This window comes from Pacificimonas pallii, assembly GCF_019204005.1.
Taxonomy (GTDB): Bacteria; Pseudomonadota; Alphaproteobacteria; order Sphingomonadales; family Sphingomonadaceae; genus Pacificimonas; species Pacificimonas pallii.
Genome location: NZ_JAGSPA010000002.1, coordinates 630,287 through 649,390, shown reverse-complemented (window position 1 = coordinate 649,390; position 19,104 = coordinate 630,287). Strand labels below are relative to the sequence as shown.

Annotated in this window: 18 protein-coding genes and 1 tRNA gene; 10 read left to right on the top strand and 9 right to left on the bottom strand. The window is 61.0% G+C overall.

Annotation, left to right across the window (positions count from 1 at the left end):
- Positions 1–78 precede the first annotated feature (78 nt).
- From KCG44_RS08230 to clpP, 5 genes are all read left to right on the top strand, one after another.
- Complete coding sequence (locus tag KCG44_RS08230) at positions 79–1,428, top strand: IgGFc-binding protein (protein WP_218445509.1); 1,350 nt, start codon at positions 79–81, stop codon at positions 1,426–1,428.
- Positions 1,429–1,525: 97 nt separating this feature from the next.
- Positions 1,526–2,263, top strand: coding sequence for a TlyA family RNA methyltransferase (locus KCG44_RS08225; RefSeq protein ID WP_218445507.1), 738 nt, complete (start codon positions 1,526–1,528; stop codon positions 2,261–2,263).
- A gap of 334 nt (positions 2,264–2,597) precedes the next feature.
- Positions 2,598–2,682 (top strand) — tRNA-Leu (locus tag KCG44_RS08220).
- Between the two features lie 52 nt (positions 2,683–2,734).
- A complete protein-coding gene (gene tig, locus KCG44_RS08215; RefSeq protein ID WP_218445506.1) occupies positions 2,735–4,384 on the top strand; it encodes a trigger factor in 1,650 nt (549 codons plus the stop codon).
- 174 nt (positions 4,385–4,558) lie between these two features.
- A complete protein-coding gene (gene clpP / locus KCG44_RS08210; RefSeq protein ID WP_218445505.1) occupies positions 4,559–5,188 on the top strand; it encodes an ATP-dependent Clp endopeptidase proteolytic subunit ClpP in 630 nt (209 codons plus the stop codon).
- Here the strand turns inward: clpP and miaA are convergent.
- Positions 5,178–6,059: a tRNA (adenosine(37)-N6)-dimethylallyltransferase MiaA gene (gene miaA, locus KCG44_RS08205; RefSeq protein WP_218445504.1), complete on the bottom strand. Its 882-nt coding sequence runs from the start codon at positions 6,057–6,059 to the stop codon at positions 5,178–5,180. The two genes, clpP and miaA, sit on opposite strands and share 11 nt — an antisense overlap.
- Between miaA and serB the strand changes: the two genes are divergently transcribed.
- The gene (gene serB, locus KCG44_RS08200; RefSeq protein ID WP_218445503.1) at positions 6,058–6,927 is read left to right on the top strand and encodes a phosphoserine phosphatase SerB; all 870 of its coding nucleotides are present in this window, start codon (positions 6,058–6,060) and stop codon (positions 6,925–6,927) included. The genes miaA and serB overlap by 2 nt on opposite strands.
- On the opposite strand, the gene KCG44_RS08195 is transcribed toward serB, so the two are convergent.
- Both KCG44_RS08195 and KCG44_RS08190 read right to left on the bottom strand, forming a co-directional pair.
- Entirely contained in the window at positions 6,924–7,241 is a 318-nt protein-coding gene (locus KCG44_RS08195) for a hypothetical protein (RefSeq protein WP_218445502.1), read from the bottom strand. The two genes, serB and KCG44_RS08195, sit on opposite strands and share 4 nt — an antisense overlap.
- A 72-nt stretch (positions 7,242–7,313) precedes the next feature.
- Complete coding sequence (locus KCG44_RS08190) at positions 7,314–8,330, bottom strand: SPOR domain-containing protein (RefSeq protein ID WP_218445500.1); 1,017 nt, start codon at positions 8,328–8,330, stop codon at positions 7,314–7,316.
- A 248-nt stretch (positions 8,331–8,578) separates the two neighbouring features.
- Between KCG44_RS08190 and KCG44_RS08185 the strand changes: the two genes are divergently transcribed.
- The 3 genes from KCG44_RS08185 to KCG44_RS08175 are packed head-to-tail and all read left to right on the top strand — an operon-like array spanning position 8,579 to position 11,371.
- A complete protein-coding gene (locus tag KCG44_RS08185) occupies positions 8,579–9,307 on the top strand; it encodes an AAA family ATPase (RefSeq protein WP_218445499.1) in 729 nt (242 codons plus the stop codon).
- Positions 9,308–9,325: 18 nt separating this feature from the next.
- Positions 9,326–9,994 (top strand): hypothetical protein, encoded by a 669-nt coding sequence (locus KCG44_RS08180; RefSeq protein ID WP_218445498.1) that lies wholly within the window; start codon positions 9,326–9,328, stop codon positions 9,992–9,994.
- A 30-nt stretch (positions 9,995–10,024) separates the two neighbouring features.
- Entirely contained in the window at positions 10,025–11,371 is a 1,347-nt protein-coding gene (locus KCG44_RS08175; RefSeq protein WP_218445497.1) for an SPOR domain-containing protein, read from the top strand.
- Here KCG44_RS08175 and KCG44_RS08170 read toward each other — a convergent pair.
- Genes KCG44_RS08170 through KCG44_RS08160 form a run of 3 tightly spaced genes read right to left on the bottom strand, consistent with a single transcriptional unit; the run spans position 11,361 to position 14,476 of the window.
- Positions 11,361–12,509 carry a glycosyltransferase gene (locus KCG44_RS08170; protein WP_218445496.1) on the bottom strand — a complete coding sequence of 383 codons (1,149 nt, stop codon included), beginning with the start codon at positions 12,507–12,509 and terminating at the stop codon, positions 11,361–11,363. The two genes, KCG44_RS08175 and KCG44_RS08170, sit on opposite strands and share 11 nt — an antisense overlap.
- A 21-nt stretch (positions 12,510–12,530) precedes the next feature.
- Positions 12,531–13,439 carry a hypothetical protein gene (locus KCG44_RS08165; protein ID WP_218445494.1) on the bottom strand — a complete coding sequence of 303 codons (909 nt, stop codon included), beginning with the start codon at positions 13,437–13,439 and terminating at the stop codon, positions 12,531–12,533.
- Positions 13,436–14,476 carry a glycosyltransferase gene (locus KCG44_RS08160; RefSeq protein WP_218445493.1) on the bottom strand — a complete coding sequence of 347 codons (1,041 nt, stop codon included), beginning with the start codon at positions 14,474–14,476 and terminating at the stop codon, positions 13,436–13,438. The genes KCG44_RS08165 and KCG44_RS08160 overlap by 4 nt, the downstream gene beginning before the upstream one ends.
- A gap of 99 nt (positions 14,477–14,575) precedes the next feature.
- Here KCG44_RS08160 and KCG44_RS08155 point away from each other — a divergent pair, with 99 nt between their 5' ends.
- Positions 14,576–15,604 (top strand): L,D-transpeptidase family protein, encoded by a 1,029-nt coding sequence (locus KCG44_RS08155; RefSeq protein ID WP_218445492.1) that lies wholly within the window; start codon positions 14,576–14,578, stop codon positions 15,602–15,604.
- A 63-nt stretch (positions 15,605–15,667) separates the two neighbouring features.
- On the opposite strand, the gene ilvC is transcribed toward KCG44_RS08155, so the two are convergent.
- The 3 genes from ilvC to ilvB all read right to left on the bottom strand — a co-directional run bounded on the left by ilvC (position 15,668) and on the right by ilvB (position 19,015).
- Positions 15,668–16,687, bottom strand: a complete 1,020-nt coding sequence (gene ilvC, locus KCG44_RS08150) for a ketol-acid reductoisomerase (RefSeq protein ID WP_218445491.1) — start codon at positions 16,685–16,687, stop codon at positions 15,668–15,670.
- A gap of 64 nt (positions 16,688–16,751) precedes the next feature.
- On the bottom strand, positions 16,752–17,264 hold the full coding sequence (ilvN, locus tag KCG44_RS08145) for an acetolactate synthase small subunit (protein WP_218445490.1): 513 nt from the start codon (positions 17,262–17,264) through the stop codon (positions 16,752–16,754).
- Complete coding sequence (ilvB, locus tag KCG44_RS08140) at positions 17,264–19,015, bottom strand: biosynthetic-type acetolactate synthase large subunit (protein WP_218445489.1); 1,752 nt, start codon at positions 19,013–19,015, stop codon at positions 17,264–17,266. Before ilvB ends, ilvN begins: the two co-directional genes overlap by 1 nt.
- Positions 19,016–19,104: the final 89 nt, after the last annotated feature.

The window sequence follows — 19,104 nt, the reverse complement described above, 5'->3', positions numbered from 1 at the left end:
GCACGGTTATTGCTTACCCGGTCAGCCGAGAGCGTATCTTCTCCTGTTTGAACTCAACTTTCAACGGAGGGCTTCCACATGAAAGCCAAAATTCTAGCGGCCGCCGCCGCCGGACTGCTCGGCAGCACCACGACCAACGCAGCCGCGCTTTATTTCGATTTTAACTCTAATTTCCATTCGCCAAACGCCTCGGTGTTCCTGTTCGGGGCATCCGGCCAGATGGCTACGATCACCAATAATGCCGGTTTTAGCGAGAACGTGGTTTTGAACGGGGACGGTTTTTTTAACCAGTTCCTGCCAAATCAGTATCAACAGTCCGGTACCGGCGTTCGCAATACGGGATTTCAGATCAGTTCCGCCGATCCACTCGCCGCCTATTTCGTGAACCGCGCCAGCGCAACGACCGACATGGCATATATTCTGGAGCGTGGTTCACTTGGTACCGACTATGTCATTGCCAGCCAGGGTGGCTCCATTGGCGAGGGTAGCCAGGTGATGATCCAGGCCGTCGAGGACAATACGACGATCACCTTCACGCCAAAAGGTGGTGCCCCGATTGTCCAGACCCTGCAGGCCGGCGAAACTTACAAATATACCGGTGGTTCCACCGATCTGACGGGCTCCTTTGTGTCATCGGATAAGGACGTCGCCGTTTCCTCTGGCCATGAATGCGCTCAGGTCCCGGTCGGCCGCGTGGCCTGCGATCTTCTGATCGAGCAGATGATCCCGACCGATCGCCTCAGCAACGAATATTACGTGGCCGCTTCCGATGCGGCTGGCGGCGCTGTGGGCGAGGATCTTGTTCGCGTAATCGCGACTGTCGACAATACCCAGGTCAGCGTCAACGGCGTTGTCGTCGCCACGCTGGATGCTGGCGAGGTCCATGAATTCAGCCAGTCTGGCAATAGTGGCTCGCGCGTTACCGCCACGGCGGATGTCGCCGTGGCTCAATATCTGATCGGCACGGGAAGAAGCGGTCAGTTGACCGATCCGGCGTTTTCGATGGTTCCGGGGGCCGACAGCTGGCTTGCGGAATACCGCCTTGCCACGCCCGACGGCGCCCAGGCGTTCAACGAGAATTACGCGTCCATCGTGATTGGCCTCGCCGATCTCAATTCGCTGATGCTTGATGGTGTCGCTGTTGACGTTTCGGGCTTCACGGCGATTGGCATGTCCGGCTTTGCCCGCGGCGTTGTCGATTTGCCGCTCGGTCTCTTCGACCTGACCGCGGATAGCGAATTTCTCGTGATGCTCGGTGGCGGCGCGCAGGCTGACAGCTACTTCACCTATGGCGGTGCGACCTTCGCACCGGGCATCTCGCCACCACCACCACCACCACCGGGCGATGTTCCGGCACCGGGTGCCATCGGGCTGCTGGGCCTTGGCCTTCTTGGCCTTGGTCTGCGTCGGCGCCGCAAGATGGCCTGACGCGGCGGCGGACAAAGATGACAGAAGGGGCGCGGCACTTGAAAAGGTGCCGTGCCCCTTCTTCTATTTGCGTGTTCCAACCGCTATGGCTGATGCCATGAAAACGTGCCGCGCCGACCTCCTCCTCACCGAACGCGGGCTGGCGGAGAGCCGGTCGCGCGCGCAGGCGCTTATCATGGCCGGACTGGTGTTTTCGAACGAGCGAAAAATTGCGAAGGCGGGCGATACGCTGGCAATCGACGCCCCGCTTGAAGTACGCGGCAAGGATCATCCGTGGGTTTCGCGCGGCGGGCTGAAACTCGCGCATGGGCTCGACCATTTCACTTTCGACCCATCGGGTCAGGTCGCGCTCGACGTGGGCAGCTCCACGGGCGGGTTTACCGACGTCCTGCTCTCGCGCGGCGCGGAACGTGTCTATGCGGTGGATTCCGGCACCAACCAGCTCGCATGGAAATTGCGCCAGGATGAGCGCGTTATCGTTCACGAACAAACGAATGCCCGGCATCTGACGTCTGAACATATCCCCGAACCGGTCGGTCTCATCGTTTGCGATGCCAGCTTCATTGGCCTTGCCAAGGTATTGGAAACACCCCTGACATTCGCCGCGCCGGGTGCTGTGCTCGTGGCGCTTATCAAGCCCCAGTTCGAGGCGGGGCCCGGCGATGTCGAAAAGGGCGGCGTCGTCCGCAGCGCGGCGGTCCACGCGCGCGTTTGTGCAGAGGTGGAAGCCTGGCTTACGGACATTGCGAAATGGCGGGTGCTCGGGATCACGCGAAGCCCGATCACCGGCCCGGCCGGCAATGTCGAATTCCTGATCGGTGCCTGCGCGCCCTGACCATCTGATGGTGGCAACTTCGCCCGCGAGGGAATGAACCTGACCGCGACCGGCACAACCTTCGGCCTGACCCCCCGGCAACTTTCAGATGGACGGCGCGCACAGGCGGCCACGCCGCCGCGGCGGGTGATTTTCCTACGCGCCGCAAATCGGGTGTCATCGCACGCGGCAGCGCGATTGCGATGTCGTCGGTCTGGGATTGGGCGGGGGGACACTTCAGATGTCGCCTTTCCGTGGCACCTTCGCCAACTTCATCTCCCGGGGCCGCCGCACCGGCGCGCTTCGCCTTGCCCTTCTGCGCGCTCTCGCCTATGTCGCGCCCTTCAAAACCTTTGCGGACGTGGCGGAATTGGTAGACGCGCTTGGTTTAGGTCCAAGTATCGAAAGATGTGGGGGTTCGAGTCCCTTCGTCCGCACCAAAAAAAGCTCCTCGCAGCACACTGACAAGATTACAGAAAGCCGATCAATCTCATGCGCATCGAAGAAACCAAGAATGAGGGCCTCGCCCGCGCCTATACCGTTACGATCCCGTCCAAGGATATGGATGATCGCGTCGATGCGCAGCTAACCCAGGTTTCAAAGACAATTCGCATGCCCGGTTTCCGCCCCGGAAAGGTGCCCGCGAACCTGGTCCGCAAGATGCACGGCGACGCGCTTTACGGTGAAGCGCTGCAGAACGCGGTTCAGGAGGGCGTGCAGAAGGTCATGTCCGAAAAGGAACTGCGCCCCGCAGGTCAGCCCAGCGTTGACCTGAAATCGGGTGAACAGGGCAGCGATGTCGAATTCGGCATGGAACTGGAAATCCTGCCGCAGATCGAACTTGGTGCGATTGACGATATCGAGCTTGAGAAGCTTGTCGTGGAAGCCGGCGAGGCTGAAATGACCGAAGCGCTGGAGCGTTTCGCGGAGCAGCAGAAGAGCTTCGAACCCGCCGCCAAATCCTACAAGGCTGCCATGGGCGACGTTGTTGCCATGGATTTCGTCGGCACGGTCGACGGTGAGCCGTTCGAGGGCGGTACCGGTGAAGGCATGGATGTCGAACTCGGCACCGGCCGTCTGATCCCAGGCTTTGAGGATCAGCTCGTCGGTGTGAAGGCGAACGATCAGAAGACGGTCAAGGTCACGTTCCCTGACGACTATAATGTCGCCTATCTAAAGGGAAAGAAGGCTGAGTTCGCCGTGACAGTGAACGAAGTCCGCAAGCCGAAGACCGCGAAGGTCGATGACGAGATGGCGACAAATCTGGGTCTTGAAAGCCTCGATCAGCTGAAAGAGCTGCTCGGCGGCCAGATGAACCAGGAACTTGAGAATCTTACGCGCACCCACATGAAGCGGAAGCTGCTCGACACGCTGGCGGCGCGTTACGATTTCGCGGTGCCGGTGGGTATGGTGGAGGCTGAATTCAACCAGATCTGGCAGCAGCTGGAGCAGGAAGCGTCAAACGCCGACGACAAGGACGCGGCGATGAAGGAGCTTGAGGCTGAAAAGGATGACTATCGCCGCATTGCGGAACGCCGCGTTCGCCTTGGCCTGTTGCTAAGCGAGATTGGTCAGAAGCAGGGCGTTCAGGTGTCGCAGCAGGAGATGAACCAGCTGATCTTCCAGGAGGCGCAGAAATATCAGGGCCAGCAGGAAGAGGTCGTGAAATATTTCCGCGAGAACCAGATGGCCGCTGCCCAGCTGCGCGCGCCGCTGTTCGAAGACAAGGTTGTCGACCTGATGCTCGAAAATGCGGAGATCACCGAGCGCAAGGTGACACGTGAAGAGCTGACCGCCGCGATCGAGGATGAGGACGAGACGCCGGAGCCCGAGAAGAAGGCACCCGCCAAGAAAAAGGCCGCCGCGAAGACGCCGGTAGCCAAGACGTCGGCGGATGAAAAAGAGGCACCGGCGAAGAAAGCACCGGCAAAGAAGGCACCGGCAAAGAAGGAACCGGCAAAGAAGACACCGGCGAAGACAGCACCGGCAAAGAAGGCTGAAGCGAAACCCGCTGCGGCGAAGCCTGCCGCGAAAAAGGCACCAGCCAAGAAAGCGCCTGCCAAAGCCGCAGCGAAACCCGCCGCGAAGAAAGCCCCTGCCAAGAAAGCGGCTCCCAAAAAGCCCGCTGCAAAGAAAAAGTAGGCGCGCGTCAATACAGGAGAGGGCCATGGCTGGACGTTTCCCGGCCGTGGCCCTTTTCGTTTCCAGGCCGCCGCTGCCGGGCATGAAAACTCCGCCCGGCCACGCGCCCACTTGACTTGGATGCTGATGCCCCCGACCTTGTTCCAAACAAGCCAGCCAGAAAGCCGAAACTTTATGCAAGATCCGCTCAGCGCCCTCGTTCCCATCGTCATCGAACAGTCCAACCGGGGCGAGCGTTCGTTCGATATTTATTCCCGACTTCTGCGTGAGCGGATCGTGTTCGTAACCGGCCAGGTCGAAGACCATATGGCAACGCTGATCACCGCGCAGCTGCTTTATCTTGAGAGTGAAAACCCCAAGAAAGACATCTACATGTACATCAACTCGCCGGGCGGTGTCGTTACGGCGGGCATGGCGATCCACGATACCATGCAGTATATCCGGCCCCGCGTCGGCACGGTCTGCATGGGGCAGGCGGCGTCCATGGGGGCGTTCCTGCTTGCCGCGGGCGAGCCTGGCATGCGCGTTGCCCTGACCAATGCGCGCATCATGATTCACCAGCCATCTGGCGGTGCACAGGGTCAGGCAACGGACATCGAGATTCAGGCCAAGGAAATCCTGCGTATCCGGCACAGGATGAACGAGCTGATGGCGAAATACACTGGCAAGGACATCGACATCATCGAAAATGCCGTTGAGCGCGACAAGTTCATGTCGGCCGACGAATCCAAGGATTTCGGCATTGTCGACGAGGTCATGAACAAGCGCCCTGTCCCGGCGGACGACGACGCGGCTAAGAAATAGCCATCAGTCGGCCTAGTTTCGGACCCTGCGTCCGGAACCAGGTCCGCTGCCGCTTGGCGTAGCGCCGCGTATCCTGCCGGGCCTGCGCGGCCGCGTCTTCCAGATTGATTCGGCCGGACAGGAACGCGATCAAAGGCGGCACGCCAATCGCTTTCATGACGGGGAGGGCAGGGTCAAGCTGGCGCGCCTTGAGGGCGCTGACCTCCTCCAGGCCGCCCGCGCCCAGCATATGCCCCAAACGGGCGTCACAGCGGGCGTAGAGCGTCTCACGGGGCAGGTCTATGATGTACACTTCGGTATCGACCTCACCGCCAATACCGCCCTCCATTTCCCGCTGCCACGCCGCCAGCGATTTGCCCGTACTCCTGACGACCTCCAGCGCCCGCGCCATGCGCTGCGTATCGCTGGGCCGCAGCCGCCCGGCCATCCCGGCATCCTCAGCCGCCAGCGCCGCGGCCAGCTCGGCGGTGGAAAGCGATCTCACCTCGGCCCGGATTCCGTCGTCAATATCCGGCACGGGCGCGATGCCGTTCATCAGAACATTCAGATACATGCCCGTCCCGCCCACCAGGATCGGTAGCTTCCCGGCGTCATGGGCGGGGCCGATTTCGGCACGCGCCATTTCCGCCCACTGCGCTGCCGAGCAGGGCAGTGCACCGTCACGGACGCCGTAGAGCCGGTGTTCAGCCTGCTCCAGCTCATAGGCATCGGGGCGCGCGCTCAATATCTGCAAGTCCGCGTATAGCTGTGAAGCATCGGCGTTGATGATCACGCCATTTCGCGCTTTCGCCATCGCCAACGCATAAGCGGACTTGCCGCTGGCCGTAGGGCCTGCGATGACCGCGACGGTTTTCTTCGCGGAGGTAGTCATGTCCATCGTCACGCTTGTCGGCATGACGCCGTTATCGCGCGCTGACATAGCCCACGCCAGCGAAACCTGCGCCGCCGACGGGCGGACGCGCGAAGGTGGCCGGGCGCTGGACGTTCACGTGCCAAAAGCGCGGCTCCCCGGCCTGCGAGACAGGTTGGAAAGTGAACTTCCCCATGTAGATATCTTTGTCCGCCATAGCGCTGCGATGCCGCGCCTCTTTGTCGCCGATATGGATTCCACCATGATCACCGTGGAGTGTATCGACGAACTCGCCGACTATGCAGGACGCAAGGCCGAAGTCGCAGCCGTCACCGAAGCGGCCATGCGCGGCGAGCTTGATTTCACCGAGGCCCTGCATGAGCGCGTGGCGCAGCTCGCCGGCCTGAAAGAAGGTGCGATCGAGGACTGTCTCAATGCCCGCGTCACGCACACCCCAGGTGCCCGCGCGTTGGTCGGCGGCCTGAAGGCCGCGGGAGCCCGCACCGTGCTGGTCTCAGGTGGTTTTACCGCATTTGCCTTGCCGGTGGGGAAGGCGCTTGGGTTTGACCGGGTCGTTGCCAATCACCTTCAGGTCGAAGGGGGGCGACTTACCGGCAGGGTGGAAGGCGAAATGGTCAGCGCCGCCACAAAGGAAGCGGTGCTGCGGGAGGAGTGTGCCCGGCTCCAAATCCCTCTGGATGCAGCCGCGGCGATCGGCGACGGCGCGAACGACCTGCTGATGGTGGCGGCGGCCGGAACGGGCATTGCATATCATGCGAAGGCCGCGCTCAATCGGGCCGCCGACATTCATGTCCGGAACGGCACGTTGGACGCCGTAAGGATCGGCCTGAACCTGCCAGACCGCGCTGCCGATAGCAGCGGGAATTAACGCGCGGTGCGCGCGGCGGGTTTGGTCATGTTCTGCGCCGTCACGGCAAGCGCGAAGGCACTTGTTTCAGCGCTTATCGTGAACTCGATCGCGATGCCGTCAAGGCCGTGACGCGATACCGTGCCGACGATCCCGCCCACGTCCGGATGGACAAGTGCGACGGTCGCGCCAAGGGCGGGGCGGCCGGTGGTTTCGACGAGGGCGCTGCGCGCCGACAGCTCGGCCAGGCGGCCCGGCCATTGACCTTCGGTGCAAGTGAGGATGCACAGTTTCACAGAGGCCCGGTTGCGGTCCAGCGAGGCGAGTTTGCCCATGATGATCGACATCCTTCCGGTCGCACCCGAGCGTGCGGGGGACGGATTAGCGGCGTGACCGCCAATATTCGGTTAATTCGCGGTGGTCACGAAACACGCCCGGCCGGCCTGCTCGAGACGGAGGCACAGATCCCGCGCCGGGCCGCGGTCCTCGAATGCGCCCACTTGCAGGCGAACGCCGCCCTCGAATTGCGCAAAAACAGGCGAAATGCCGCCCAGAATGTCGGGGTGCGCGGCGCTGATGGCCGCCCAGCCTTCACGCGCGACGCTTTCACGGCCATAGGCGCCAAGCTGGACGCGAAAGCCGCTGACGTCTGACGATGTCGCGGCTTGCGGCATCGCGGCGGCGCGAACGGGAAGGGGCTCTGCCAGTTCGGGTGCGTTGGCGGGGGCTGTTCTTGGCAGCGTGCCGTCGACGTCCGCCTCTGCGCGCAGAATGGCGGCGGCGCGCTCTGCTGGCGGCGCGGCTGGGTCCGAGACGGCTTCGTCGACCGTCACACCATCCGCAGCGTTGCCGAAGCCCATCAGTTCATTCGCCAGCGCCCGGCCCTTTTCGCGATCGGCGGCCGGCATGTTCGCATTCATTTTCACGAGCGCCCTTGTTGCCTGCCGCAGACCCGCATTGCGGGCAATCAGCATATAAGCGTAGGCACGCGGCCAATCCCGCGCGACGCTGTCACCGTTGAACAGCCGAATGCCAAGCATGTAGCGCGCGTGCGGATCACCGGACCGCGCCGCCAGCTGCCACAATTCGACCGCTTCCTTCTCCTCACCGCGCCGCGCGAGGAATATCCCGAGATAGGTACGGGCGGGATTGTGACCTTTGAGTGCGGCGCGGCGAAAGAAATCCTCCGCCCGGTCGAGATCCTTGGGAAGACCCCGCCCTTGCCGCGCGGCAAGGCCGAGGTTGAACAATGCGTGCGCATCGCCGCGCGCCGCCGGAGGCAGCCACAACATGACCGCTTCCTTATACGCCCCCGCTTTCCATTTCTCGACGCCATCCGCGACGGATGCTGTGGCGGGGACGCCGCCAAGCAGAAACGCAAACAGCATCAGACTTGCAGCGCGAAGAAGCAGGCCAGTTTTCATAATACCCCAGTCGAAATCTCTGCTCGTCTATCTTTCGATGCCTAATACACGGTTTACGTTGCAGCTGTGGTCATGCCCCTCGCCACAAGGTAGGCTTCAAGAGGAAAATTCCTCCCGAAACAAGGTTCGAAAGCGCGTATCTGCCATCTTCTATAAAAGGAGTGAACCGTACCTTTACGGAATTTTAGGTGGAGGGAGCGCAAGGGAGATTTCATTGACGTTTTGATATTGGAATTGGGGTCGTCTTCATGCGGGTGTTGGCAATTGCCTCTCAAAAGGGCGGGTCGGGCAAAACGACCCTTTCGGGCCACATGGCGGTACAGGCGGAACGGGCCGGGGCCGGTCCTGTCGTCCTCATAGACATCGATCCCCAAGGCTCTCTTGCGGACTGGTGGAACGAGCGCGAGGCGGACGCTCCTGCATTTGCGCAGACGACCGTCGCACGTCTCGCGACCGATCTTGAGGCGCTGCGCCAGCAGGGCTTCAAACTTGCCGTCCTCGATACGCCGCCGGCGATCACGGTGGCCATTCAAAGCGTTCTGAGCGTAGCCGAGCTTGTCGTCATCCCGACCCGTCCGAGCCCACATGATCTTCGCGCCGCCGGCGCGACGGTCGATCTTTGCGATCGCGCGGGGAAACCGCTGGTCTTTGTCATCAACGCTGCAACACCGCGCGCCAAAATCACCTATGAAGCCGCCGTCGCCCTTTCACAGCATGGTACGCTGGCCCCCGTCACCCTGCATCATCGAACGGACTACGCAGCGTCGATGATCGATGGCCGCACGGTGATGGAAGTCGACCCCAATGGCCGGTCCGCGAAGGAAATAGAGGAACTTTGGGTATATCTTGCCGATCGCCTCGAACGGAATTTCCGCAGGACCATTTTCAACGGACCGGGCAGCCGGCCCGGGGTCGGCGCCGCAGCGCCCATTCATTCGCGCGCAGCCGGCGGCTTCGGCCGCAAGACAGCGATTTAAGGGGGCGAGGGGAAAACGATGACGTCATCGCAACCATCTTTCGGATCCTTATCGGGTAGCCTGCTGGCGCGCAAAGGCGGTGCAAAACCCGCCATGCGCCCTCAGGCCTATCGTTTCGATCATGGTGATAATTCCGCCGCAGACGACGATTGCGGCTGGAATGACATGGGCGAGGATATTGGCGCCGATATGCTCACACCCGAGCAGCGTGAATCGCTCCTGCCCTCTGCCGACGGCACCGGTGCGCAGCCTGCCAGTGTCGGTGCCCCCCGGCCCGAGCATGCTGAGACACATATTCGCGATACCGCCCATCCGCAGGAGGACGCGGCAGATCAGCCAGAAGCCGAGCATGTTCCCAGTGTCGTTGAACAGCAGCGGCAACTCGCCGACGAACTCGCCGAGAAAGAAAAGGAGGCGGAACAATCGGCCTTTCTCGCGCGGCTCGCACGGGAGAGCGAGCCCGACGACCCGCTCATCGTGCCGGAGCCTGTCCACGCGCCAAAACGCGTGGTCCAACGCGCACCCGCGGGTTCAGGGCCAAAATCAGCCTTCACGCTGCGTCTGGACAAGAAACGGCATCTTCGTCTTCGCCTGGCGACCGCTTATGCGCACAAGAGCGCCCAGAAGCTCGTCGTCGAAGCGCTGGACGAATATCTTTCCAAGCATTTTCCGGATCTTCCCGCGTAATGTTCGCGCGCCAGTTTAAAGGAGCAAATCATGTTCAGCATCGGGGCTAAGCTCGCGCACAGGACTATCATTGCCACCGGCGGCCTTCTTGTCACAGCCTGCGCGACCGGTCAGGCAAGTCCGGTCGTAACGCTAAACAATGCCGTGCATACACGGGCACTGATAGAGCAGGCGTCATCACGAGCCGCGAAGATGAACGATCGATTCGCGGCTGAAGCTGAAGCGGCGCGGCTGGCAGGTCATCTTGCGTCGGCAATTCAACTCGCGGAACAGGCCATCGCGCTCGATACCAATGATGAGGGCGCGCGCCGGACGCTGGCCACAAGTTATTTCGCGGCCGGGCGGTTCCAGTCCGCCGCGCAGGCTTATGCTGACCTGCTGGCGATGAACCCATCCGCGCAAACGTACAAATTTGGCGCTGCCCTTACCGCGCTGGCCAATGGTAACGAATATCGCGCGCGCGCGCTCTTGAAAGACCTGGAAGACGATCCCGGGCGGCAGGGCGATGTTGGGCTTGCCTATGTTCTGCTGGGCGACATGACCAAGGGCACCGCGATGCTGAAGGCGGCAGTTCAGTCCGGCACATCGAATGCGCGCGAGCGACAGAATCTCGCTCTCGCGCAGGCATTGTCAGGGGAATGGAATGCGGCGCGGGTAACCGCCGCCATGGATCTTTCGCCAACCGAAGTCGATGCACGCGTGGGCGAGTGGGCTGCCCTCGCGGTCAGTGATGACACCGCATGGCGCACTGCCGGGCTCATGAAAATCACGCCCGCCGCGATGGACATTGGACGTCCGGTACAATTGGCCTGGTCGCCTCCCGCCGACGATATGACGGTTCAGCTGGCCGCGACTGATGACGCGGTCGGCCCCGCTTCGGAAACAAAAATCAGAACCGTCGCCACCGCTGCGCCGGCCTCTGTCGTGCGCACATCGGTCCCTATGGAACCGCGCCCGGACGTGATCAATGCGGCCGCTCCGCTGAAAGTCGCACCGCGCGCGCCAATCGATAAAGCCGAGCTGGCAAGCGATCCAGAAGCGCCTCAGGAGGAGGAAACCGCTACCGCCATTTCGCCGACCGCCATGGTCGATGATACGCCGACGCTGCCTGAATCCGGCGACGGAAGCTGGCTGGTCCAACTGGGGGCGTACGACCGGCTGGAATGGGTCGAGGACAATTGGCAGGTCCTGAAAACCCGGAACGGATTCCTGGCCCGGTATCGCCCGGTCAAATCACGCACCAATATCGATGGCCGCGACTATTACCGGTTGTCCGTAGGCCGCTTCGAGACCGCCGGAGACGCGAAGCTGCTTTGCGCAGCACTAAAGAGCAAAGGCGGCTCCTGCTTTGTGCGGGAAGGGAATTTCAAAGCCTAAGCTTCTTATATTCAGCAAAAATATCTGTAAAGTGTTGATCCAATGTGCGCACAGCACAAGGCGGCCGCCCGGCGCCTTCCCGCGTGAAGCGGGCATGTTCCTGCAGGATTTTGACAGCGGCTTCGGCGCTGTCCTTCGCTCGGTACGTCAGATCGACATGCGCTTCCGCAAGATCGGCGACCGCGCCCTCATCAGGCAGGATCATCCGCAGGCCGCTGGCGCGCGCTTCGGCCGCCGCGAGGCCAAAGGTTTCCGCATTGCTGGCATGAATGAAAACATCCGCGCTGGCGATGAACCGCGCATATTCGCGGCGTCCGGGAATGGGTGGCTGCAACGTCATGTGGCGATTGCGCTCCACTTCACTGCGCACCGTGTCATGCGCATGGCCGCCGCCAAGGATGACAAGACCCAGTGGTACATCGCGCGCGGCGATATTTACCGCATCCATGATCACGGGCCAGCGTTTCTCTCCCGTAAGCCTGCCAATGCCGATAAGAAGAAGCGCAGTCTCTGGCAGGCCCATCCGCTCCAGAAGCCCGCCCCGCAATTCGGTGTCGCGATGACGGGCTGAAAACACTCCGTCTTCAACGCCCATCGGAATTGTGAGGGTGTTCGATATGCCAGCGGCGTTCAGTCGTTTGGCGACGCTGGGCGCTGCGCAGACGAGATGATCGAACTGGGCATATAACCGCTTCAGGTGGCGCCAGAACCAGGGTGTCAGGCGTGTGTCGATGGTTTGACGGGACGCCCAGCGGTCGAACAGACCATATGCCCATTTCATGACGGGTTCTTCGTGCATGAACAGGGTCTTTGGGATATCACCGGGATAGGATGCCGCCAGCCAGCCCCCGCGCCACGGTGAGCTGGCCTCGATCAGGTCGGGGGAGATGCGGCCGAGCGCGGCGTGCACGCGCGCTGTGCCCCAGAAGATATGGTAGCGGGGATCTATGGGGTGCCGGGGGGCCTTGACCTCGACGAGTGCCCCGCCTTCCACCTTCGTCACCCTGTCATGTGCGGACGGGGCGATGATGGAGATCTGGTGTCCTCGCGCGGCAGCTGCCTTCCAGCGCGCGTGGACATAGGTTTTCACGCCGCCGCCTTCGGGGGAATAGAATTCGCATATATCGGCGATGCGCATGTCGGATGTCGCGGCCCGGCCCTAGCGGCGGCGGCGGCCGATGAAATCGGTGCCCGTCAACAGGATGCCAACGAGCAGATTGGCGGCGAGAAACAGTCCCGCGCTCATCGCGACGACGGCGCCCATGGCACTGCCCTGATCGGTCAATACCATGGCGGCGGCGGCGAAAAGAAGGTCCTTTGACGGGATGAGCGGCAGGCGGTTTATCACCATTCTGAGCGCCGCGAACATGACCCAATAGCCGATACCGACATCCGGCAGGGCAAAATACCATGCCATGGCCAGAAAGAATGTCGATGTCGCGCTGCGAACCATGTGCAGGCCGAAGCTGGCGCGGAGGTCCGGCATGCTCAGGTAGAATATCTTCTTGCCGAACAGCAGGATCGCGAAGCTGATCGCGATCACCACGGCACCGGAACCGAGCAGCAGCCGCGGGTCCATGGTCAGGGTCAGGTCCGTCAGCATTGGCCAGGCCCAGATCAGGAGCAGTAGCGTCATCGCATTGCCGGCCAGGGCGGAGAGGATGGAGACATCCTTGATCGTGCGCAGCGGCGCTTCAGCAAGACCGGGCCGTTCGCGCAGCCACAGATAGAAATAGGCCTCGCCTGAATATCCGAACATGACATCGTTCGCGACGCGCTTCTTGATAAGCGGTGTCAGACTGGCAAGCGGCAGGCCCCAAAGACGGCGGTAGATCAGCCAGTCGAACATGGGGAGGGCAAGATAGCTGACCGCAAAAGCGGCGTAGAAGGGCACCGCATTTGGCAATGCCGCCACCAGATCGTCCAGCTCGCCCTCGCGAAGTTCGAACAGGATGACAAGCAGCAATATCGCCGAGAAGGCGAGCGCAAGCCAGCGCTGCCACCCCCTCGCCTTTGAGGTGAGTGCAGCCGCGTCAGCAGGTGCGAAAGTCGTGACCGGGGACGTCATCGGTTCGCATTGGCGTGTCCCGCCGAATTCGCAAGGCTTTCGAACAGGGCGAGATAGGCCGGGGCGGCCCGTTCACCTGTAAAGGTGCACGCCGCGTCGTACATTTTTTCCTGGTTCGGCGTGAAATCGCGCAAGCGCGTCAGCGCCGATGCAAAAGCAGGCACGCTGCCATCCGACACGAGAATACCAAGTTCACCGTTTCGCAATAAGGTACCAATGGCAGGACTGCTATCGGTTGCCGCAATGGGCAGTCCCGCGGCCATCGCCTCAACAAGAACCGCAGGTAGTCCTTCGAATTCGCTCGAACTTGCAAAGGCGGTCGCGCGCGCGATCCATGGGGTAACGTCGATCTGGTGACCGGGTAGGTCAATGTCCACGGAAAGTCGCCGCGCCAGGGCCGACAAACGGGCTTTTTCAGGTCCGTCGCCAAGGATCGTGAGTCGATCGCCGGGCTGCATGATCTGCGCGAACGCCCTTATCAGCAGCGCGAAATTTTTTTGTCGAACCAGCCTGCCTATGGCCAGCAGGTTCAAACCATCGGCATCAGGCCCGCGAATCTTTCGAAGTGCGCGCAGGTGCGGCTCGTCCGCGGCAGGATTTGCGATGGCGATGAGACGCGGCGCCAATGCGGGCATTGCCCGTGCCAGTGCATTTCGGCTCATTTCATCAGGCGCGACGAAGACATTTGTCCAGCGGCGTTGCTGTCCCAGCCAAAATCGCCCTGCGGCCCCGCGCAGGCCCGCTTCGGGCATATTGCTGATCTTGGTGACGAGCGGCGGCGCGTTGCCGGTGCGCACGCGGCTCAATGCAAATGGGACAGCATATGTTTGACCCGGCGCGAACAGCACATCGGTCGGGGCTGCACCACAGGCGCGCGCGATCCTTGCCGCCAGCGCGTAAGGGCGCGCCTTTCCATCGCCCCGCTCACCGATACAGTCCACATCGTGACCAGCAGCGCGCCAGCCTCTGACAAGACGCATCGCGGCCCGTTCCGAACCGCCACGGCCTTGTCCGTAAATCGCTGTGACGATGCGCATAAAGCCACGCCTAGGGGGCGAGCCCATCCCGCTCAAGAGGAACGTAAATCGCAGTGACGCGTAGACCCCCTGCGAACATATAACGAACTGGATTGTCCCATGGCACGTGCCTTTATCACCCTTATTGCAGCGGCGGGCATATGTGCAGCTGTTCCCGTGTCAGCGCAGGAAGCGCAGGACACGTCCCGCGCCAAGTCCGGTTCTACGTCCGGTTCCGCAGCAGATACCGAAAGCGCTGATACCGTCTCTCAGGACGATTTTTCCCAGAAGGCCAAGGCGGCAGGCGTCAGCGCGCAGGACCTGTCGGTGCAGATCCTGCTCGGCAGGGCCGGCTTTTCTCCGGGTGTCATCGACGGCTTTGGTGGCGGAAACACCAAGGCCGCGGTCCGCGACTGGCAAAAAGCCAATGGCATGACGGTCGATGGGACCACCGATCAGGCGCTGCTGAATGCCCTGAGGTCTGCCGATCAGGCACCCCTTCTTCAGGAAATCCAGGTCAGTACCGAAGACGCGTCGCAATCTTTCAGCTCGATACCGGATGGTATGGAGGCGCAGGCCGAGCTTGATCATCTTGGCTATGAGAGCGCTGAAGAGATGTTCGCCGAGCGGTATCACATGGACATCGACCTTCTTAAAAAACTGAACCCCGACGCTGATTTTTCCAAGGCGGGGGAAACAATAACGGTCGTTCGAAAGAGCACCGCGCCCTTGACCGGCGAGATCGCCCTGCTTGAGATTTCCCGTTCGGAAAACAGGCTGCGTGTTTATGATGCGGACGGCAAGCTCATCACTGCTTTTCCAGCGACAGTGGGGTCTTCCGACATGCCGTCGCCAGATGGCAAGATGGAGGTACGTGCGGTCGCGCCAGAGGCGAAATACTATTTCGACCCAGAGGCAAACCCGAATTGGGGGCCGGATCAGAATCTCACCTTGGCTGCCGGTCCGAACAATCCCGTCGGCGGCGTATGGATAGACCTGACCAAGGATACCTACGGCATTCACGGGACGCCGAACCCTTCGACCATCGGCAAAACCGCCAGCCATGGCTGTGTCCGGCTGACGAATTGGGACGCGCGAAAGCTTGCTGACGCCGTATCTGCCGGAACGCAGGTGTCGTTCGTAAATTAGGACATGGGAAATGGCCGTTATCGAGCCGGATTGACCGGATCGATAACGGCCACGACAACAGCCTTAGTTGACGTCCTTGTCGACCAGCTTGTTCTTACCGATCCACGGCATCATCGCACGCAGCTTCGCTCCGACCTTCTCAATCGGATGAGCGGCCTGGCGCTTGCGGGCCGCCTTCATTTCCGGATTGCCGACGCGGTTGTCGCTGATGAAGTCTTTTACAAAACGTCCTGACTGGATATCGTCCAGAACGCGCGCCATCTCCGCCTTTGTTTCCGGGGTAATGATACGCGGGCCGGTCTTGTAATCGCCATATTCTGCGGTGTTGGAGATCGAGTAGCGCATATTGGCGATGCCGCCTTCATACATCAGATCGACGATCAGCTTCACCTCATGCAGGCATTCGAAATAGGCCATTTCAGGCGCATAGCCCGCCTCGGTAAGCGTTTCGAAACCCGCCATGACGAGCTGCGTGACGCCGCCGCACAGCACCGCCTGCTCACCGAACAGATCGGTTTCGCATTCCTCGCGGAAGTTCGTCTCGATAATGCCGGAACGGCCGCCGCCAATGGCACTCGCATAGCTGAGGCAAAGATCGTGGGCGTTGCCGGACGCGTCCTGCTCGACCGCCATCAGGCAGGGGACGCCGCCGCCTTTCTGATACTCGCCGCGAACGGTGTGACCGGGCCCTTTTGGCGCGATCATGATGATGTCGAGATCGGCGCGCGGCTCGATGAGGCCGAAGTGAATATTGAGACCATGGGCGAAGGCGAGCGCAGCGCCCTCCTTCATATTGGCATGCAGATGGTCATTATAGATGCCCGCCTGATGTTCATCGGGGGCAAGCATCATGATGATGTCCGCCCATTTGGCGGCGTCGGCATTGGTCATTACCTGGAAGCCAGCGCCCTCTGCCTTTTTTGCGGTGGCGGACCCCTCGCGAAGCGCGACCGCGACATCGGCAACGCCGGAATCGCGCAGATTCATTGCATGCGCATGACCCTGGCTGCCATAGCCGATGATGGCGATCTTCTTGCCCTTGACGAGGCCGATGTCGGCATCGCTGTCATAATAGACTTTCATATTGATGATTTCCCTTATAAATTTCGGTAGTTCGGTTCGGATCGAGGCAAGCGTCAGCGGCGTCTTAACCCGCGTCGTTCCCGCGTGAAATCGCGACGATGCCCGACTTGCCGATTTCGACGAGGCCGATCTGGCGCATCAGGGCGATGAACTGGTCGACCTTCTCCGCCGCGCCCGTGATTTCAAAGATGAAACTGTCCATCGTCGCATCGACGACGCGTGCCCGGTAGATCTCGGCCAGACGCATCGCCTCCAGCCGGTCGTCGCCTATGCCGGCGACTTTCACCAGTGCCATTTCGCGCTCGACATGGACACCGCCTACGCTGAGGTCGCTCACCTTGTGGACAGGGATCAGTTTTTCCAGCTGCGCCATGATCTGCTCGATCACATGCTGCGTGCCCGTCGTTACGATCGTGATGCGGCTGACATCATGACCCTCGCTGATATCCGCGACGGTCAGGCTTTCGATATTATAGCCGCGCGCGGAGAACAGTCCGACAATACGGGCGAGGGCACCCGGCTCATTATCCAGAGTCACGGTCAGCGTATGCGGAAGGGGTGTTTCATCAATGACCATCAGACCAGCGCCTCCGCACCCTTTTCAACCGTGCCGAGCATTTCGTCCGTTGAGAAGATCATCTCGGTATGCGCCGCACCCGAAGGGATCATTGGGAAACAGTTTTCAAGCTTTTCGACGAGGCAGTCGACAAACACAGGGCCATCATGCGCGAGCATCTCCTCGATACCGGCATCGAGTTCGGATACATCCTCAATACGAATGCCTTTCCAGCCATATGCCTCGGCCAGCTTCACAAAGTCTGGCAGACTGTCGGAATAACTGTTTGAATATCGGCTTTCATATGTGATTTCCTGCCATTGGCGAACCATGCCCATATATTCGTTGTTCAGGACGAACACTTTCACGGGCAGACGGTATTGTGTGCAGGTCGCCAGTTCCTGAATGTTCATCTGGATGGACGCTTCGCCGGCAACGTCGATAACGAGCGCTTTGGGCATGCCGAGCTGCGCACCGATCGCGGCGGGCAGCCCGTATCCCATGGTCCCGAGACCGCCAGAGGTCAGCCATTTGTTCGGTGCCTCGAAACCGATATATTGCGCGGCCCACATCTGATGCTGACCGACTTCGGTGGTGATGATCGGCTGCCGCCTTGCCGTAAGCGCATGCAGCCGCGAGACGGCGTGCTGGGGCATGATACCGCCGCTTTCGGGCTGGCCGTATTCCAGGCACCCCGTCGCGCGCCAGCCCTTGATACGACGCTGCCATTCTTCCTGATCCGGCGCCTTATGTCCGGCGGCACGCCAGATCTTCAGCATATCCTCAAGCACGTGACCGACATCACCTATAATGCCAAGATCCACGCGGATGTTCTTGTTGATGCTGGATCTGTCTATATCGATGTGAATCTTCGTGGAGGTGGGCGAGAACGCCTCGACCAGCCCCGTCACGCGGTCGTCGAAGCGTGCGCCGACGCACAGCATGACGTCACACTGGTTCATGGCCATATTGGCCTCGTAGGTGCCATGCATGCCGAGCATGCCGAGCCAGTCCTTATGTTCGGACGGAAACGCACCCAGGCCCATCAGGGTCGAGGTCACAGGGGCACCCGTAACACGCTGCAGGTCGCGCAGCAATTGGCTGGCGCCCCTGCCGGAATTGATGACGCCGCCGCCCGAATAGATGATCGGGCGTTCCGCCTTGGCCAATAATTCCACTGCCTGGCGAATGAGGTCGATATCGCCCTTGATCTGCGGGTCGTAGCCGGCATGGCGGGTCTCATTGGCGCGGTAAGGGGCCTCTGCAACCTGCACGTCCTTCGGAAGGTCGATAACCACGGGTCCCGGACGTCCGGTCGTGGCGATGCGAAAAGCCTCGTGAACCACATCGCCAAGGCGTTCGGGCGTCTTCACCAGATAATTATATTTCGAACAGTGCCGCGTGATGCCGACGGTATCACATTCCTGAAACGCGTCGGTGCCGATCAGGTGAGTCGCGACCTGACCCGTAATGACAACGACGGGGATCGAATCCATCATCGCATCGGTGAGTCCCGTCACTGTATTCGTCGCGCCGGGACCGGATGTCACCAGCGCGACGCCGCATTTTCCGGTGGCTCTCGCGTAACCCTCCGCCGCGTGCAGCGCCGCCTGCTCATGCCGCACGAGAATATGCCGGATTTGCTTATGTTCATGAAGAATATCGTAAATCGGCAGCACCGCACCGCCCGGGTAACCAAAGACGGTGTCGACACCAAGGTCGATGAGGGCGCGAACCAGATTGTGCGCACCCGAAGCGCGGGGCTCTGACATGGGAGAGGGTCCTTACAATGCGAAACCGCTGATACCGAGCATTGCATTGCGTTACAACCGTTTAATTTATTATTAAATTGCGAATATAA

Bases quoted from the DNA above. Each gene is read 5' to 3' on its own strand.
- KCG44_RS08230 (WP_218445509.1), top strand. From the start codon at position 79: ATGAAAGCCAAAATTCTAGCGGCCGCCGCCGCCGGACTGCTCGGCAGC.
- KCG44_RS08225 (WP_218445507.1), top strand. From the start codon at position 1,526: ATGAAAACGTGCCGCGCCGACCTCCTCCTCACCGAACGCGGGCTGGCG.
- KCG44_RS08165 (WP_218445494.1), bottom strand. From the start codon at position 13,439: ATGACGTCCCCGGTCACGACTTTCGCACCTGCTGACGCGGCTGCACTC.
- KCG44_RS08190 (WP_218445500.1), bottom strand. From the start codon at position 8,330: ATGAAAACTGGCCTGCTTCTTCGCGCTGCAAGTCTGATGCTGTTTGCG.
- KCG44_RS08170 (WP_218445496.1), bottom strand. From the start codon at position 12,509: ATGCGCATCGCCGATATATGCGAATTCTATTCCCCCGAAGGCGGCGGC.
- tig (WP_218445506.1), top strand. From the start codon at position 2,735: ATGCGCATCGAAGAAACCAAGAATGAGGGCCTCGCCCGCGCCTATACC.
- KCG44_RS08180 (WP_218445498.1), top strand. From the start codon at position 9,326: ATGACGTCATCGCAACCATCTTTCGGATCCTTATCGGGTAGCCTGCTG.
- clpP (WP_218445505.1), top strand. From the start codon at position 4,559: ATGCAAGATCCGCTCAGCGCCCTCGTTCCCATCGTCATCGAACAGTCC.
- KCG44_RS08175 (WP_218445497.1), top strand. From the start codon at position 10,025: ATGTTCAGCATCGGGGCTAAGCTCGCGCACAGGACTATCATTGCCACC.
- KCG44_RS08160 (WP_218445493.1), bottom strand. From the start codon at position 14,476: ATGCGCATCGTCACAGCGATTTACGGACAAGGCCGTGGCGGTTCGGAA.
- ilvB (WP_218445489.1), bottom strand. From the start codon at position 19,015: ATGTCAGAGCCCCGCGCTTCGGGTGCGCACAATCTGGTTCGCGCCCTC.
- ilvC (WP_218445491.1), bottom strand. From the start codon at position 16,687: ATGAAAGTCTATTATGACAGCGATGCCGACATCGGCCTCGTCAAGGGC.
- KCG44_RS08195 (WP_218445502.1), bottom strand. From the start codon at position 7,241: ATGGGCAAACTCGCCTCGCTGGACCGCAACCGGGCCTCTGTGAAACTG.
- KCG44_RS08155 (WP_218445492.1), top strand. From the start codon at position 14,576: ATGGCACGTGCCTTTATCACCCTTATTGCAGCGGCGGGCATATGTGCA.
- serB (WP_218445503.1), top strand. From the start codon at position 6,058: ATGTCCATCGTCACGCTTGTCGGCATGACGCCGTTATCGCGCGCTGAC.
- miaA (WP_218445504.1), bottom strand. From the start codon at position 6,059: ATGACTACCTCCGCGAAGAAAACCGTCGCGGTCATCGCAGGCCCTACG.
- ilvN (WP_218445490.1), bottom strand. From the start codon at position 17,264: ATGGTCATTGATGAAACACCCCTTCCGCATACGCTGACCGTGACTCTG.
- KCG44_RS08185 (WP_218445499.1), top strand. From the start codon at position 8,579: ATGCGGGTGTTGGCAATTGCCTCTCAAAAGGGCGGGTCGGGCAAAACG.